Source organism: Chryseobacterium candidae, from assembly GCF_004916905.1.
Lineage (GTDB): Bacteria > Bacteroidota > Bacteroidia > Flavobacteriales > Weeksellaceae > Chryseobacterium > Chryseobacterium candidae.
On record NZ_SDLV01000026.1, the window covers coordinates 20,806 to 36,871 of the forward strand.

The following is a 16,066-nucleotide window of genomic DNA, read 5'->3' on the forward strand; positions in this document are numbered from 1 at the left end:
TAATGATTAATAATATCCTAAGACTTTCATCCACAATCCTCCTACAACCATATAAATGATCAATAGAACGATTCCTATTTCAAGACCTCTGAGCCACCAGACCTTCAGATCTACATATCCGCTTCCGAAGAATACCGGAGCAGGACCGTGGCCGTAATGAGTCAATACCCCGTAAATTGAACCCATGAAACCAAGCATCATCGCCAATAACATAGGAGGAATTCCCAAAGAAACGCCTACACCCAGCAAGGCTGCATACATAGCGGCTACGTGAGCGGTAGCACTTGCAAAAATATAGTGACTGAAAAAATAGACTGCAATAATAACCGGAAAGGCTACCTGCCAGCTCAATCCTCCGATCTGTACTTTGATCAGGTTACTGAACCAGCCAATGAAACCCAGTTCATTTAAAGAACTTGCCATCATTACCAATACGGCAAACCAAACGATAGTATCCCATGCTCCTTTTTCACTTTTTACATCTTCCCAGGTTAATACTGAGGTTAACAATAATAAGGTTAATCCGATGAACGCTGTTGTGGTAGCATCAATGGAAAGTGCTCCACCAAATATCCAAAGGACTAATAAGATAAAGAATGCCAGCAGCATCAGCCATTCGTTTCTGGAAATAGGTCCCATTTCTTTTAATTTCTCAGCCGCCATTTTCGGTGCATCTCCTGTTTTTTTCAATTCAGGCGGATACAATTTGTACAATACCAAAGGAACTACAAAGAAAGCTACCGCACCGGGAATGAAACCTGCTGCTGCCCATGACATCCATGTAATATCAATACCAAGGTTAGCTGCAAACTTCTGACACATCGGGTTACTCGCTGTCCCGGTAAGGAACATGGAAGAAGCGATGAGGTTCATATAATAGCTGTTTAAAGTCAGGAATGATCCTAATTTTCTATGGGTTTCCGGCTTTTCCGGAACAGAATCAAAGCTTATCGCCATAGATTTCATGATAGGATAAATAATCCCGCCACCTCTTGCTGTGTTACTCGGAATGGCAGGTGCCAGGCAAACATCAGCAAGTCCTAATCCGTAAGCCAGTCCCAACGAGCTTTTCCCAAAAACTCTGATGAATAAAAATGCGATGCGGTTTCCCAGTCCGGTTTTGATAAACCCTCTGGCAATAAAGAATGAGATCCCGATCAGCCAGATTACTTTATCTCCAAAACCAGACAGTGCTTTGGTAATAGATTTTCCTGCATCTCCCGGTGCAACCACCTGTGTGAGGGCTGTAAAACCAATGGCCATCATACACATAGTTCCCATTGGAGCTGCTTTAAGGATGATTCCTAAAATGGTTGCCGCAAAGATGGCAAACAGATGCCAGGCATTCTCTGCAACACCTTCCGGAGCAGGAATGAACCATATGATTAACGCAACAACAAATGTGATCGCTACGTTTTTGATATTAATTTCTTTCATGATACTAACTATTTAATCATTTAAAATCTACTTTGTACCTGGACAATGAATAGATTGTTATTGTATTGTGATGTGTTTTCTACCTGATGTTTGTAGCGATCAAACTGTACTCCCAGCTGAATTCTTGCGCCGTAATTTTTCAGGAACTCCAATCCGAACATTGGGGTAATCGTTTGTCTTGGGTTAGAAGCCATTCTGAAATTGGTATCAAGATATTCGTAGCGGCAGGATAATTCGAAGGCACTAAGATTTTTGTGATTGATTTCAAATCTTAGGTTCGGAAGAAAATAAGCGCCACGGATCAGATATTGGTCTGGGTTATCAGGTCTTAATTCAGGTGCAATAGAATTATACAGAACGTGGTTGGTTGCCTGTTTGGCTTCCAGCTGCATATCAAGACTCCATTTAGGATCAAAATGGATCAGTGAACTCAGGTCTACACCCAAGGCATATACTTTTTTGCTGAAAACTTCTCCGATACCGCCATTCAAACCTACATTGAAGTTGTATTTTTTCGATAATCCGAAAACAAGGCGGGTAGAATACTGCTTTCCGTTGTCATTATCATTGACCTGATTTTTTCCATTTCCATTTACTACCGAAACAGCATATTGGAAAGGAATTTCTCCTAGTTGAAGCTGTCCTGTAGCAGACATTCCGATCTGGAAACTTGTCCATCCCAGTTTTCCAAATTCGGTATACTGATTAGACCAGTCTAAAGATTTAATAATATCAATAGGATAAGTCTCTTCAATACCAAACCAGGGCCTGAACTGTCCTACGGTAATTGCTAATTTAGGATTGAAAGTGTACTTCAGATAAGCGTTTTCAAGAACTCTGCTTTTGGGGTCATTTTTAAAATCGGCAAGGTTGGCCAGAACAACAACTTCTGTACGTTTGCTGATCTGTGCCCGAACCTGAACTCTCATGTACTTGAGCATGAAATTATTATCAGTTCCGGAACCATCAGTGTGGTGAAGCCCGTTTACATCAACATCTTTACTCATCCCTACAAGATAACGCGCCTGAAAAAGGCCTTTGATCTGCAGCTGCGGATATTTTACATTATCTTTTTCCTGTGGAGGAGGTGTAGTCTTCAGAGAATCCTGACTTTGTGCATAAGCGGATAATCCGCAGGCCAGCATGCACAGGATCAGGCTTTTCTTTTTAATCGAAAAAAAGGCCATATCTATTTTGTTTTTTTATTGTGAATTTTATTGTGCCACAACTGCTTGCTTGCCTCGTCAATATTTGATTTTCAGAATATTGTTTAATTGTAACGTGGATTGCTCAGGATATTATCTGCTAAGCACGAGCATTTTTTGTGGTAAAATATCTATTTTAATCCTAGGAACGTAAACGGTGCAGACTCTTTAAACTCCGCATTGGATTTTCCGTTATAGGTGCGGTTGTTGCTAAGATCCAGCTTCATCACTTTTCCTTTAGGGCTTAGATCAAAATCTTTAAGATCTACCCAAAATGTGTTGGGAGTGAAAACCGTTTCAAAATAATACACCAGATTTTTCTGATCCGAAACAGAACGCCATCTTGTAGAGGAAATATTAGGTTCTGTAGCAGACGTAATCCCGTAAGGAACAGAACAGTTTCTGATTACACTGAAAACACTGGCTACTGCTGTGCGGGTGTCTGCAGTCTGAGGAATCGCATTGATATAATATGACGCTCTTACGAAACGGTCTGCAGCACGGTTGGTTCCCGGAAGCATGACAGTTCCCGGAATACCTTTCCAGTAATTATTAAGAGCTAACTGTTCTTCAAAAACAGGAGAGTTGGTCATTACCGTATAAGATGGATCATGATGAATAACCAGTTTTCCGTCAATATATTCAAATACAGCATTGTCACCTGAAGCGTCAGAAATGGAAAGATGGACGGTTGTAAATCTTTCTGTTCCCGGAATATAATCACTCACAATAACGAAAGGTTCTTTGCGTGAAAATTCTACGGCTTCTTTTACTGTCGCGAAATTATCAAGATAATATTGTGCCCATAATGAAATGGCTACTCCCTTTTTGCTTCCTTTTCCATCGAACTTTGGGTATTGAGATTCTCCTAACCAAAGCAGGTTGGCAACCAGCCCTTTTTCGTTCATCCCGTCTGCTGAAGCAATGTCCCATGAAGAACTGATAAGACTTCCATATTTGGCGGTCCATTTTACAGATTTGGGGCCTACCTGTCCGTTGCGGTCAATTCCTTTGGGTAACACCCATAAGTTGGCGGGAATCTCATCACGCCAGTCCATAGAACGGGCTGTGATAACAGTGTTTTGAGGTCCTTTGTAAACGACTCTTGTACAGGCTTCGGATGGATTCCATAATCCTGTAGAGAGGATCAGAGAAAATAAAATTAATGGGAACTTTTTCATAATAGTATTATTTGAATTTAAATTTCTTTTGTATTGAATTTATTGTGAATAATTCAATGGATTCTTGCTGTATTCATTATTTGGTGATATAAATTTAGCGAAAATTGTCTAAATAAAACAATTAATAAGGTTAATAATATGTAATCCATGTTATGAATCATGGTTAAAGATGAAAAGGTTTGATTATTGGATTTTTTTTTGTATATTTAAAAGAAATGACATAAAAAATGGGTAGAAATAAAGAATATCTTAATAAGTTTTTATGTTTTTTTGATGGGGGATTTCCCGTAAATGCTTGTCGGAAGGGTATCTAATTTTAGATACCACAAAGTAAAAAGGTGTTCAAAAAAAAACTATATTTGATAGACAGACTGAAAAGATATATGAATTTTATAGAATGCCATGAAGAACCTATCCATATTCCGGGTTCTATACAGAGTTTTGGTTATTTAATTGGCATTGATGCACAATCCCACATCATTACTTTTTTTAGCAGGAATATTGCGGATCTATTTAAAATCGGGAGTTCAGAAGAACTGTTCGGAAGAACGCTTAATGACTTTCCTGAAAGTTTTCAAAACATTATTGATTCAGAAATCTATACTTCACTGGACAAGTTTACCAAACGTAAGAATGAAACGTATTTCGATAAAATTTTTATAAATGATAAAGAGTATCATTTTTCTGTTTTCAGAAGTGAGCTTTATATCTTTCTGGAGTTTGAAGAGGTGATCATTAATCCCAATAAACGAATTTCCAATAAGTATGATAACTTTTACATCATTGACAATGAAAAGGAACTCTGGAATCATCTTCTGGAAACCCTTTCAAAGGTGGTAAACTATGATCGTATGATGGTCTATAAATTTATAATGGACGGCTCCGGTAAAGTGATTGCCGAAAGAAAAAATGAGGATATGGAAAGTTTCCTTGGGCTGCATTATCCTGAGTCTGATATTCCGAAACAGGCACGTGATCTTTATTTAAAGAAAAGAAAAAGAATTTTCAGCAATGTATATGCGGATAATGTTCCTGTTGTAAGCAGAATCCCAGACAGTATTGATCTTACTTTTTCAGCATCCAGAGGGATGTCACCAGTTCATGCGCAGTATCTGAAGAATTCCGGCGTAGCTTCAAGTTTTAGCGTTTCCATTATTATTGATGATCATCTTTGGGGATTGGTAACCTGCCAGAATGTAGCACCTAAGCATATAGATCTTGAAGACAGGGTACAAGCCGGAATTTTTACTACGCTTGCTGCTAATGCCTATTCATCTTTTAAATCTAAAAACGAACTGAATTACCGTTTGGAGCTGAATGATAAAATATCTCAGTTGAAAACAGAGTTTTTAAAACATCATAACCTGTTTGATTCTCTTATTGAATGTAAAAAGGAGATCAGAAAGTTACCTGAAGCAGACGGGCTTGCCATTGTTTCGGATGAAAATATAATAACAGACGGCAATACTCCTGATCTGAGAAGTATCGGAAGAATTGCACAATGGGCTCTTGGTAATACCCAGGATCATATCTATATGAGCAGAAATTTTCTTAAAGATTATGATAAAGAACTTGAGCTGACTGAAAATACAGCAGGAATTGCCATCTATTTTATTGAAAGGGATAAAAATGAAATGCTGATCTGGTTCAGAAAAGAGTTTGATGAACATATCAACTGGGCAGGAAATCCGGAGAAAAAAGTAAGTGTATTTTCTCAGAATGGAGAAGAAAGGCAAATGATATCACCGAGAACTTCATTCCGTATTTTTACAGAAAATATTAAAGGCCATTCTAAAAGATGGAATTCCAGAAGTGTTGATGCAGTAAAGGCAGTAAGAGATTTGATTTTGGAAACTTCTCATAAAAATTATAATGCTATTAAAAGACTTAATGATGAGCTTAAAAAAGTGAATGAGGAACTTGACAGTTTTTCCTATACAATCTCTCATGACCTGGGAACTCCTCTCACTGTAATGAAACTTAATGCACAAATGCTTCTGGGAAATCTTGCAGGTGATTCTGAAAAAAGTAAAACCAAGATCAATTCAATTATTGAGGAAATCGATAATATGGCAGAAATGATGCATGATGTACTCCAGCTCAGCCGCGCCAAACACAGTGAAATCCAGCTTGAAAGTCTGAAAACAGTCCATACGATTGAGAAAATTTCCGAAAATGCAAAGATAACCTATGGCAGTCCCAACAGTGAAATTATCATTAAAGAATGCCCTGATGTATTGGCTGATAAAACCATGCTTCATCAGGTATTTTTGAATATCATCAACAATGCTGTGAAATATTCTTCCCATAAAGATCTTCCAAAAGTGGAAATTGAAGGAGCTGAGGATGGGCAGACCATTATTTACAGGATCTCAGACAACGGTATTGGTATTCCTGCGGAGGAAAAACATAAGATGTTCAAAATCTTTAACAGGATGGATAATGCCAAGAAATTCAAAGGAAACGGAGTAGGATTGTCTATTGTACACCGCATCATGAGAAGATTGGGAGGAAATGTAGATTTTGAAAGCAACAGTGAAGGCACTTCCTTTATTTTAACGTTCAAAAAGCCTTATATTTGAGAAACTTTTAAAACGTTATGTATGGTATCAGAATATCTTAAACAGAATACAGCAGGTTATCACGATGCGGCAGAAAAACTTTTTAATTCTGAAAAGATTTTCAACAAAACCTTCACTTTAGAAGATTATAAAAAAATCATTCATACCAATTACCTGATGCTTCTTCACAGCGAAGATAAAATATTCGGCAGCCTTTCTGATAAGTATGCAGAAAAACTTCAGCTTGATGAAAGAAAGAAGCTTTCCCTTATTGAAAAAGACCTGAAAAGTCTCTCTCTCGAAAATCAGGAAGTTTCTCATCCTCTTGAATTCAATAACGAGCATGAAGCACTTGGAGCGATGTATGTGATTGAAGGATCTACCCTTGGAGGAAATGTAATTGCAAAACAGCTTTCTAAAACGGAGGGTTTTGATGAGGTTACTTTCAACTTTTTCGGATGCTATCAGGAGAATACAGGGCCAATGTGGAAAAATTTTAAGGAAATTCTGGATACGGAAGTTGCTGAAGAAAACTATAATGATGTGCTTTCAGGGGCGAAAAAACTCTATACGTTTTTACTGAGCGTCAACTAATTTATTTTAGTTCTAATTAAATTCCTGAAAAATTGCGCATTTTTTCAGGAATTGTTAAATTTGGAGAGTTTCAAATTTAAACTTAACTAACAAAAAATAATTTTTAAAAAGTAACAATATGAAAGTAACTGTAGTAGGTGCAGGCGCTGTAGGAGCAAGCTGTGCAGAATACATCGCAATGAAGAACTTCTGTTCAGAAGTAGTTTTAGTAGACATTAAAGAAGGGTTTGCTGAAGGGAAAGCAATGGATTTGATGCAGACAGCATCTCTTAACGGATTTGATACAAAAATTACGGGTACAACAGGAGATTACAGCAAAACTGCAGGTTCTCATGTAGCAGTAATCACTTCAGGAATTCCTAGAAAACCTGGGATGACAAGAGAAGAATTGATCGGTATCAATGCTGGTATCGTGAAAGAAGTTACTGAAAACTTAGTAAAACATTCTCCGGAAGTAATCATCATCGTGGTTTCTAACCCAATGGATACTATGGCTTACCTTGTTCACAAAACTTCAGGTCTTCCTAAGCACAAAATCATCGGAATGGGTGGTGCTTTAGACTCTGCAAGATTCAAATACAGATTAGCTGAAGCATTAGAAGCTCCAATTTCTGATGTTGACGGAATGGTAATCGCTGCTCACAGTGATACAGGTATGCTTCCACTATTGAGCAAAGCGACAAGAAATGGGGTTCCTGTAACTGAGTTCTTAAGTGATGAGCAACAAAAATATGTAATTGAAGAAACTAAAGTAGGAGGAGCTACGCTTACTAAATTATTAGGAACTTCAGCCTGGTATGCTCCAGGTGCAGCAGTTTCTGTAATGGTTCAGGCTATTGCATGTGACCAGAAGAAAATGATTCCTTGTTCTTTAATGCTTGAAGGTGAATACGGACAAAACGATATCTGCTTAGGTGTTCCGGCTATCATCGGAGCAAACGGAGTAGAATCAATTGTAAACGTAACTTTGACTGCTGAAGAGCAATTGAAATTTGCTGAAGCTGCCAATGCAGTAAGAGAGGTGAACGGAGATTTGAAATTCTAATCATTAACTTCTTTTAAGCAGGATTAAAATACATAAAGAGGCTGACCAAACTTTTTGGACAGTCTCTTTATTTTGGAGTATAAGTTTGGCTCATTTCAACTTTTCAAAGTTCCGTAATCTTTTCAAACAGCTTAGGATAAGCTGTTACAAATCCCGCTTCATCAATTGAAATTTCAGCTTTAAAATCGGTTTCGATATTTTCATACAGGTATTTATTAACAGCTGTCCGGGTATATTGTTGCTGGACGGATCTGATATGATGTTGTAGCACATCAATATACATGACATCAATCTTTTGAGAACTGCTCTCTGAAAGTTTTAAATTATTGATCGGCAGGGTATTGGTGAAAGGAGTGAGAGAAATGTCTATGAACTTGAAATTATTATATTCAGAATGTATAACCCCATTGATTTCCCATTGGTTCTGGTTTCTTTTTCCCGAAAAAATTCTTTTAACCTTATTAATTTCAGATTCGATCAAAAAATCCTGAATAATCCAGTCTTTATCTATGAGAATCCTATAGTCTAAAGCATAGATGTTATTTTCATGACAACCGATGATTTTTGATTCTACCGTATAGTTTTTATCATTGGAAAATAAATTAAAATATTCAAGGGACTGATAATAAATTCCTTTCCAGATCAATGTTTTCATATTATATTCTTTGATGTATTATTAAGAAATGCAAGTTAATGAATGCTATGGCTGGTTGCAAAAAAGAGCGGTAAAAACCGCCCTCAACAAAATTTTATCTAACAAATATTTTTTACATATAAACGCATCCGCATCCTGTTTCCCATTCCTGGCAAAGACGCATAGGTTCATTGCATCCGGGGTTGCCACCGCCGCCGGACACTCTGTAACAGGTACCGCCACTACAATAATAAGAGCCTGTAGTATGCGGACAATTACCATCCATGTCACACAATGCATAAGGAGTGTCGCCACCACTGATCAGAACCAGCTGATTTCTCTTGAGCTTTTTCAGGTTTTTCATAGTAATTATTTTTTAATTTGTTGATTACTAATGTATAAAATTTTCAACACACTAACAAGTGTTTTAATGCATTTAGAAAAATTATTCTATATCCAAGGTCATAAAAAGCGCAATTTCCTCTGCATTTTCATATAATCTTGTATTCAGTCCTGTAATATTGAATCCCATTCTTCTGTAAAACTGTATTGCAGGATAGTTCGTATTCTGGGTTTCCAGCTCAATCACTCTGCTGTTTAATTTCCTGGCTTCTTTAATGGCACTTTTAATCAGCATGATCCCGATTCCCTGTCTTCTGTATTTTTCGTTGATCAGGATATTTTCAATATAAAAACTGCTGTTCCATATTCTTTGTTCGCAGATGATCCAGCCTGCAATTTCTCCATCCACATAGGCTCCGAAGGAATTTCCCTGTTCAATGATGGTATTCAATTCTTCAAGATCTTCGGAAGTTGTTTCCCAGATTTTGTTGTATGGTAAAGCTTTTTCTTTCAGAATAAACTCAAAAGAACCTCCAACCTCTATGGAGGATACCACATATCTTATATTCGTTGTATAACCATTATGTCCCCAATTTAAGGTGGGATCAAAGGTGAGTTTTTGTAATCTTCTTATTTCCAAATCAGTTCGTTTTACGCTTATTGCATTTCAGTACAGATTTCTACAAGGTAGTTGTTGGGATCTTTGATATAAGCTGTTTTTTGTCCCCATGGTTTTATGGCGATATCTTCATAAAGGACGGCTCCGTTTTTTATTGCTTTTTCTACCAAAGCCTCTATATCATCCGTTGTAAACCCCAGTTCCATTCCGAACGGTTTGTCTTCAGTTTTTGCTGTTTTGAATCCTTTTTTAATATTGGAATTAGCCAGGCTCACAGAGGCGAATGACAGACTAGTTTCTCCGGTCAGCAGTTCACCATAATCTTTTTCGGGCGTAATGAATTTTATTTCAGAGCCAAAGGTGTTTTTATAAAAATTCATAGACTGTTCTACATCTTCTACATAGAGAATGACATACTTAAATTTGATCATATGATTGAATTTAAATGGTTTTTACTTCTTATTTATAATATATTCTTCGTCTACCATCAGTTCTATATGAGGCCCGAGTAAAGGATACTCTTTAAAGCTTCCGAAATGACCGAAATGAAGAGGGTATTTCTGGGTAAGTTGTCTTACTTTACTCCCAAATGAATTGATGTCAACCTTCTGAAAAGAATCTTTTCTCTGTCGGCCATTGGTGAAAAAGAGCATCAGGTTACAATGATCTTTACAATCGAAATCATTATAGTAAAATACATGGATGTTTTCCTCTCTACATATCGATACTAAGTCATCAATAAGCCTCTGTTTGTATGGTAAAGGAAGATTGCAATCAATTCTGGCAGCATAATTTTCTGCATTACTTTTTTTGAAGTCAGAACCCACCATCTGAATGAAACGGTGTTCTATATTTTTGAATTCTTCCCTTTCCGGAGCAAAACTTTTGGTGGACTGAATGGTAAAAGGAATGCTGAAACCCACGGATAAAACATTTTCCCGGATTAATAGGTTTTCTATTTCTAATGCAAACTGAAAGTGGAAATCAAAAAGCATATAGTCACCGATATTGATGACGATTTGATTTTCATCGATATTCAGGTGTAAATATGTTCTTTTGAAACCTGATTTTAGCGATTCCAGCTGATGGACAAAATCATCTGTATTTTCCACCTGTATTCTGGCGGTCAATTCAGCTGGGGTATCGGCGTGCCCTCCAAGTCCCGGATAGAATTTGAAAAACTGAAAGTCATATAAATGATCCGGGAATTTGAAATACCAGTATACACCTAAAATCATAAAAGATTGGTTGATAATTGTACAATAATCAAATTTAAATAAAATTTCACACTCCAAAACTTTCAAAACCCTTAAATTTGTCACCAATAAAATTTACTTGGATGCTTAGGAACATTTCAATTGCGGCAGCTACTTTATTCTCCGTAGTTACAATCAATGCACAGAAGAACAGAAATACCCAACTTGAAAGACCAAAATTAGTTGTGGGTCTGGTAGTAGACCAGATGCGTTGGGACTATTTATACCGTTTTTATGGTAAATATGGAAATGATGGTTTCAAAAGACTTTTGAATACAGGATATTCTTTAAATAATGTACATATTCCTTATGTTCCTACCATTACGGCTTTGGGACATACATGTATCTATACGGGATCTGTACCGGCAATTCACGGGATTGCAGGAAACGACTGGACGGATAAAGGAACGGGTAAAGGAGTTTATTGTACTGCAGATGACAGCGTTCAGCCGGTAGGAACTGCCAATATAAAAACGGGAAGCCACTCTCCTAAAAATCTTTGGTCTACCACAGTAACTGACGAATTGAGACTGGCAACAAATTTCCAGGGAAAAGTAGTGGGGGTTTCCTTGAAAGACCGTGCTTCCATTCTTCCAGCAGGACATACTCCAAACGGAGCTTTCTGGTTTGATGACAGTACAGGGAATTTCATTACCAGTACATGGTATATGAATGATCTTCCGCAATGGGTAAAATCATTCAATTCTCAGAATCTTCCTGAAAAATTAGTAGCCAATGGCTGGAATACTTTACTTCCAATCAATGAATATAAAGAAAGTGCACCGGACAATTCTCCCTGGGAAGGTTTGCTGGGAAGTGCAAAAACACCTACTTTCCCTTACAGTAATTTAGCAAAAGACTATCAGACTAAAAAAGATAACATCCGTTATACGCCTTTCGGAAATACATTGACATTGAAACTGGCAGAAGCTTCTGTAGAAGGTGAAAAACTGGGTGGAGATAATATCACAGACTTTTTAGCCATCAACCTGGCATCTACAGATTATGCAGGCCATAAATTCGGACCGAATTCTATTGAAGTAGAAGATGTTTATATCAGATTAGATCAGGATCTAGCTGAATTTTTCAAGTATCTTGATTCAAAGGTAGGAAAAGGAGAGTATACCGTTTTCCTTTCTGCCGACCATGGTGGAGCACATTCTGTGGGATTCCTTAAAGAACATAAAATCCCGACAGGTTTCTTCGGAGAAGATGCGGAAAAGAATCTGAACCAGAAACTGAAAGAGAAATTTGGGGCAGATAAACTGGTTAATGCCATTGATAACTACCAGGTTTATTTCGACAGAAAAGTATTGGCAGACAATAAGCTTGAGCTGGATGATGTAAGAAACTTTGCTGTAAAAGAAATTGAGAAAGATCCTGCCGTTTTATATGCTGTTTCTGTAGACAAAGTTCAGGAGTCAAGCATTCCGGAGCCAATCAAACAAAGAATTATTAATGGAATCAACAGACAGAGAAGTGGAGATATCCAGTTAATTTCTCATGACTCTATGCTTCCGCCATATTCTAAAACAGGAACTACACACAGCGTATGGAATTCTTACGATTCTCATATTCCGTTGATCTTTATGGGATGGGGAGTAAAACAGGGAGAAAGCAATAAGGAATATCATATGACAGATATTGCTCCAACAGTATCTTCTCTATTGAAAATTCAGTTCCCAAGCGGAAATGTAGGAAACCCGATTACCGAAGTTATTGGTAAATAATTAATTAAACGTTATTTCATGATATATAGCTGCTTTCAACTGGAAGCAGCTATTTTATTATTCATTTCCCATCAGATTTTGAATCTGGCGTTTTCCTGAGAAAGGATTTCCCGGTCTTAAAAGATACTATCTGTTTCTAATCCCTATTTTTTGGCATATACACATAAAAAACTATCTTTGCAAAAATTTTGGTTTCCAGTATTTTGGAATGAAAAGGGAATCGGGTGTAACTCCCGGACTGTCCCCGCAACTGTAAATCGCAACAAAAGTTTCTGCAAAAAACCACTGTATATAACGGGAAGGTGCAGAATGCGAAAGTCAGGAGACCTGCCAGAGTTGTAATTATAAAAACATATTGCTTTCGGAGGAAAAGTAAAAAGGAATGGATATAAAAAGATCTTTAGTACTGCTTTTTTCATCTTATGGCTGTTTTCTTTTTGGACAAGAGAAAACCATTGACACTATTTATGTCTTCGACAACCAGATGAACAGGGTGAAGCTTTTTCATCCCGTAAAAACAATTTCGGCAGAAGAGGCCGGGAAAAACTCCAGTAACCTTTCAGAACTCCTGAGATTTCAGTCACAGGTTTATATCAAAGAAAACGGGCGTGGTGCTGTTTCTTCCCCTTCTTTCAGAGGAACTACCGCCCAGCAGACTGCATTTGTATGGAACGGAATTAATATCAATTCTAATTTTTTAGGACAAGGAGATATCAATAATATTGCTTTGTTCGGCTATGATCAGATTGGTATAAAAGCTGGTGGTGGAAGTGTAATCTATGGAAGTGGTGCTATCGGGGGAAGTATTCACCTGAATAATACCCTTGATTTTAATAAAGGTTTCCATGGTTCATTATTTTCAGAAGCCGCTTCTTTTAATACCTATAATAATTTTGTAAAAGGTTCTTACAGTAATGATAAGTTCACTTTTAAAGTTTCTGGCAATCACTCAATAAGTAAAAATGATTATCAGGTTGAGGTGGATAAAAGAAAAACTTACAGTAATGATAACGGACAATATTATAATACGAATATCAATATAGCAACAGCCTATAAAATTGCTCCGCATCATCAGATTTCCTGGATATCAGAATTTTTTAATGGGCAACAACATTATCCTGTTCATTTTGGAGATTTGGAAAACAAAACAAAATATGAAACTCAGAATACCCGAAGTTTACTTTCCTGGGATTGGAGTACCATAAAATTTAGTAACTCATTCAAAACAGCCTATACAGAGGAAAATTTTCAGTACTTTGGTAATATTAACGGTGCTGAAACCAGCGGAGGGGTAGGGAAGAATTATATTCTGAAAAATGATTTTAATTATTTTCTGAATTCAAAGTGGAATGTTAATATTATCGGCGAATTTCAAATTAATAAAGGGAATGGAGCAGGTAGTTCAGGAATTGGAAATATTAACAGAAGTGCAGGATCTATTGCAGGATTACTGCGTTATTTTCCAACGAAAGATTTGCGTTTTGAAGCAGGAATCAAGAAAGATTTTGTAGAAGATATCAGCTCTCCTGTTCTGCTTTCTTTTTCAGGAAAATGGGATATTGTAAAATGGTATGATGTTGAATTCAATTTTTCAAGAAACTTCAGAGCACCATCATTTAATGATTTGTATTGGGCTCAGGGAGGTAATATGAATTTAAAACCGGAAACTTCTTACCAATTTGAATTAAGAAACCACTTTAAAATAGGAGACTTTAAACTTTCCGTTACTCCTTATTACATGAATATCCGGGATATGATCCGATGGTTAAGAACTCCTGCCGGATATTATGGAGCTTCAAATACCAATAGAGTAGAAACATATGGACTGGAGTCCCAACTGGAATTTGAGAAAAAACTTGGAAAACATATTTTGAAATCTAATCTTGGATATTCTTATACAAAGTCAACAGATCTTGATATTCAAAAGAAGCTTATGTATGTGCCTCTTCATAAATTTATTGGAAACATAGACTATCAGTATGACTTTGTGAAGGTGTATGTACAAGGGATGTTTAATGGATTAACGTATACAGATTCTAATGAAACCAAGAGTGATGCCTTAGATCCATATTTTGTGATGAATGCCGGTGTCAGTACAACTTTCTTTAAAAATTATACCCTAGGTTTTAAAATAAATAATATTTTGAATGAAACCTATTATACCATGCTTTCTTATCCATTACCTAAACGAAATTATAGTCTCACTTTAAATATCAATTTTTAAAATAAATTAATTATATATGAATATTAGAAAAATTTTATCTCTTGCATTCGCTTCTATGTTACTTTTCAATGTTTCATGCAGCACAGACAGCAGCTATGAAAGTACTGATGATGGAACGCTTAGATTTGACTCCGGAGTGCTTATCTCCAATGAAGGTGGTTTTACCACTACAACTTCTGAAGTTTCCTTTGTAAGCAATGATCTTACTACAGTATTTAATAAGATCTATGGAATGAGTAATAATAAGGAAGACCTGGGGAAAGTCCTTCAGACAATAGGATTCAATGGAAACCTTGCTTATCTGGTATGTAATATTCCTAATAAGATTGACATTGTAGACCGTTATACATTCAAGAAACTGACTACTGTAACGGCTAACCTGGATGGCGCAAGATATATTGCTTTTTCAGGAAACCAATATTATGTAACCAACAATAATTTTGATACTCACAAAAGAAAACTTAATATTTATAATATTTCGGATAACTCCTTTGTGAAAAGTATTGATTTTACAAACGCTGCTGAAAAAGTAGTTGAAGCAAGCGGAAGTATCGTTGTTCAGACTGACGGTGTGGGTTACGACTCAAGCTGGAATCCAATTCCGACAGGATATACTGTAACCGTTGTGAATCCGTCTACAAATGTGGTAAGTTATACGGTAAATCTTCCAAACGTAGGAATTATTAAAGACCTTATCTCATATAAAGGAAATGCTTATGTACTGGTTTCAGACAATACAAATTCATTTATCTATAAGATTAATACGGCAAACGGTACTTATGAAACTACCACTTTGACAGCTATACCTAAAGTTCAGAAGCTTAGAGCTGATAATGACAGATTCTATTTTATCACCGACACCAATAAGATATATACAATGGCTGTTGGATCTACAACAGTTCCAACAACTCCTATTACTACAGCTGTAGGGGATGTATATGGATTCAACGTAATCGATGGTAAAATTTTTGCTGCAGATGCAAATTATAGCACAGATGGTAAAGTGAATGTTTATAATGCCTCTAACGGTATTTTACTGAAAAACTTTACTGCAGGAATTGGAACAAATGGATTCTATAAAAACTAAATACTACGCTTCGGCGTATATCATATAATTTTTTATTTTTTCATCATTTGTGTTTTTTTCCGGCCGGTTTCGAAGAAACCGGCCGGCTTTGTTTTATATTTTGAATACGAACAAGCCCGGCGGGATGGAACATCCCGCCGGGCTTGTTCGT

14 protein-coding genes and 1 riboswitch are annotated in these 16,066 nt (G+C 36.7%); of the genes, 6 read left to right on the forward strand and 8 right to left on the reverse strand.

Annotated features, from left to right (window positions below; translation table 11 throughout):
• Positions 1-6: 6 nt before the first annotated feature.
• The 3 genes from EK417_RS13765 to EK417_RS13775 form a co-directional block, all read right to left on the reverse strand.
• The gene (locus EK417_RS13765; protein WP_076596526.1) at positions 7-1,437 is read right to left on the reverse strand and encodes an anion permease; all 1,431 of its coding nucleotides are present in this window, start codon (positions 1,435-1,437) and stop codon (positions 7-9) included.
• A gap of 20 nt (positions 1,438-1,457) precedes the next feature.
• Entirely contained in the window at positions 1,458-2,624 is a 1,167-nt protein-coding gene (locus tag EK417_RS13770; RefSeq protein WP_136522481.1) for a porin, read from the reverse strand.
• A gap of 149 nt (positions 2,625-2,773) precedes the next feature.
• Positions 2,774-3,823 (reverse strand): linear amide C-N hydrolase, encoded by a 1,050-nt coding sequence (locus EK417_RS13775; RefSeq protein ID WP_136522482.1) that lies wholly within the window; start codon positions 3,821-3,823, stop codon positions 2,774-2,776.
• Positions 3,824-4,206: 383 nt separating this feature from the next.
• On the opposite strand from EK417_RS13775, the gene EK417_RS13780 reads away from it, so the two are divergent.
• The 3 genes from EK417_RS13780 to EK417_RS13790 all read left to right on the forward strand — a co-directional run bounded on the left by EK417_RS13780 (position 4,207) and on the right by EK417_RS13790 (position 8,023).
• The gene (locus EK417_RS13780) at positions 4,207-6,405 is read left to right on the forward strand and encodes an ATP-binding protein (RefSeq protein WP_136522483.1); all 2,199 of its coding nucleotides are present in this window, start codon (positions 4,207-4,209) and stop codon (positions 6,403-6,405) included.
• 21 nt (positions 6,406-6,426) lie between these two features.
• Positions 6,427-6,978 (forward strand): biliverdin-producing heme oxygenase, encoded by a 552-nt coding sequence (locus EK417_RS13785; RefSeq protein ID WP_076596522.1) that lies wholly within the window; start codon positions 6,427-6,429, stop codon positions 6,976-6,978.
• Between the two features lie 118 nt (positions 6,979-7,096).
• On the forward strand, positions 7,097-8,023 hold the full coding sequence (locus EK417_RS13790; RefSeq protein ID WP_034699354.1) for a malate dehydrogenase: 927 nt from the start codon (positions 7,097-7,099) through the stop codon (positions 8,021-8,023).
• Positions 8,024-8,126: 103 nt separating this feature from the next.
• On the opposite strand, the gene EK417_RS13795 is transcribed toward EK417_RS13790, so the two are convergent.
• From EK417_RS13795 to EK417_RS13815, 5 genes are all read right to left on the reverse strand, one after another.
• Positions 8,127-8,678 (reverse strand): putative glycolipid-binding domain-containing protein, encoded by a 552-nt coding sequence (locus EK417_RS13795; protein ID WP_136522484.1) that lies wholly within the window; start codon positions 8,676-8,678, stop codon positions 8,127-8,129.
• 112 nt (positions 8,679-8,790) lie between these two features.
• Positions 8,791-9,021: a hypothetical protein gene (locus EK417_RS13800; RefSeq protein ID WP_110366807.1), complete on the reverse strand. Its 231-nt coding sequence runs from the start codon at positions 9,019-9,021 to the stop codon at positions 8,791-8,793.
• 81 nt (positions 9,022-9,102) lie between these two features.
• Positions 9,103-9,639, reverse strand: coding sequence for a GNAT family N-acetyltransferase (locus EK417_RS13805; protein WP_136522485.1), 537 nt, complete (start codon positions 9,637-9,639; stop codon positions 9,103-9,105).
• Positions 9,640-9,656: 17 nt separating this feature from the next.
• Positions 9,657-10,049 (reverse strand): VOC family protein, encoded by a 393-nt coding sequence (locus EK417_RS13810; RefSeq protein WP_076596155.1) that lies wholly within the window; start codon positions 10,047-10,049, stop codon positions 9,657-9,659.
• Between the two features lie 21 nt (positions 10,050-10,070).
• Positions 10,071-10,856, reverse strand: coding sequence for a hypothetical protein (locus tag EK417_RS13815; protein ID WP_136522486.1), 786 nt, complete (start codon positions 10,854-10,856; stop codon positions 10,071-10,073).
• A gap of 101 nt (positions 10,857-10,957) precedes the next feature.
• Here EK417_RS13815 and pafA point away from each other — a divergent pair, with 101 nt between their 5' ends.
• The 3 genes from pafA (at position 10,958) to EK417_RS13830 (ending at position 15,915) form a co-directional block, all read left to right on the forward strand.
• The gene (gene pafA, locus EK417_RS13820; protein ID WP_136522487.1) at positions 10,958-12,604 is read left to right on the forward strand and encodes an alkaline phosphatase PafA; all 1,647 of its coding nucleotides are present in this window, start codon (positions 10,958-10,960) and stop codon (positions 12,602-12,604) included.
• 172 nt (positions 12,605-12,776) lie between these two features.
• A riboswitch (cobalamin riboswitch) is annotated at positions 12,777-12,953 on the forward strand.
• Positions 12,954-12,986: 33 nt separating this feature from the next.
• On the forward strand, positions 12,987-14,828 hold the full coding sequence (locus tag EK417_RS13825; protein WP_136522488.1) for a TonB-dependent receptor plug domain-containing protein: 1,842 nt from the start codon (positions 12,987-12,989) through the stop codon (positions 14,826-14,828).
• A gap of 16 nt (positions 14,829-14,844) precedes the next feature.
• Positions 14,845-15,915 carry a hypothetical protein gene (locus tag EK417_RS13830; RefSeq protein WP_076596151.1) on the forward strand — a complete coding sequence of 357 codons (1,071 nt, stop codon included), beginning with the start codon at positions 14,845-14,847 and terminating at the stop codon, positions 15,913-15,915.
• Positions 15,916-16,066 lie beyond the last annotated feature (151 nt).

Excerpts from the sequence above, each read along its gene's own strand:
- EK417_RS13800 (WP_110366807.1), bottom strand. The coding sequence starts at position 9,021 with ATGAAAAACCTGAAAAAGCTCAAGAGAAATCAGCTGGTTCTGATCAGT.
- EK417_RS13780 (WP_136522483.1), top strand. The coding sequence starts at position 4,207 with ATGAATTTTATAGAATGCCATGAAGAACCTATCCATATTCCGGGTTCT.
- EK417_RS13810 (WP_076596155.1), bottom strand. The coding sequence starts at position 10,049 with ATGATCAAATTTAAGTATGTCATTCTCTATGTAGAAGATGTAGAACAG.
- EK417_RS13790 (WP_034699354.1), top strand. The coding sequence starts at position 7,097 with ATGAAAGTAACTGTAGTAGGTGCAGGCGCTGTAGGAGCAAGCTGTGCA.
- pafA (WP_136522487.1), top strand. The coding sequence starts at position 10,958 with ATGCTTAGGAACATTTCAATTGCGGCAGCTACTTTATTCTCCGTAGTT.
- EK417_RS13830 (WP_076596151.1), top strand. The coding sequence starts at position 14,845 with ATGAATATTAGAAAAATTTTATCTCTTGCATTCGCTTCTATGTTACTT.
- EK417_RS13785 (WP_076596522.1), top strand. The coding sequence starts at position 6,427 with ATGGTATCAGAATATCTTAAACAGAATACAGCAGGTTATCACGATGCG.
- EK417_RS13775 (WP_136522482.1), bottom strand. The coding sequence starts at position 3,823 with ATGAAAAAGTTCCCATTAATTTTATTTTCTCTGATCCTCTCTACAGGA.
- EK417_RS13815 (WP_136522486.1), bottom strand. The coding sequence starts at position 10,856 with ATGATTTTAGGTGTATACTGGTATTTCAAATTCCCGGATCATTTATAT.
- EK417_RS13770 (WP_136522481.1), bottom strand. The coding sequence starts at position 2,624 with ATGGCCTTTTTTTCGATTAAAAAGAAAAGCCTGATCCTGTGCATGCTG.
- EK417_RS13825 (WP_136522488.1), top strand. The coding sequence starts at position 12,987 with ATGGATATAAAAAGATCTTTAGTACTGCTTTTTTCATCTTATGGCTGT.
- EK417_RS13795 (WP_136522484.1), bottom strand. The coding sequence starts at position 8,678 with ATGAAAACATTGATCTGGAAAGGAATTTATTATCAGTCCCTTGAATAT.
- EK417_RS13765 (WP_076596526.1), bottom strand. The coding sequence starts at position 1,437 with ATGAAAGAAATTAATATCAAAAACGTAGCGATCACATTTGTTGTTGCG.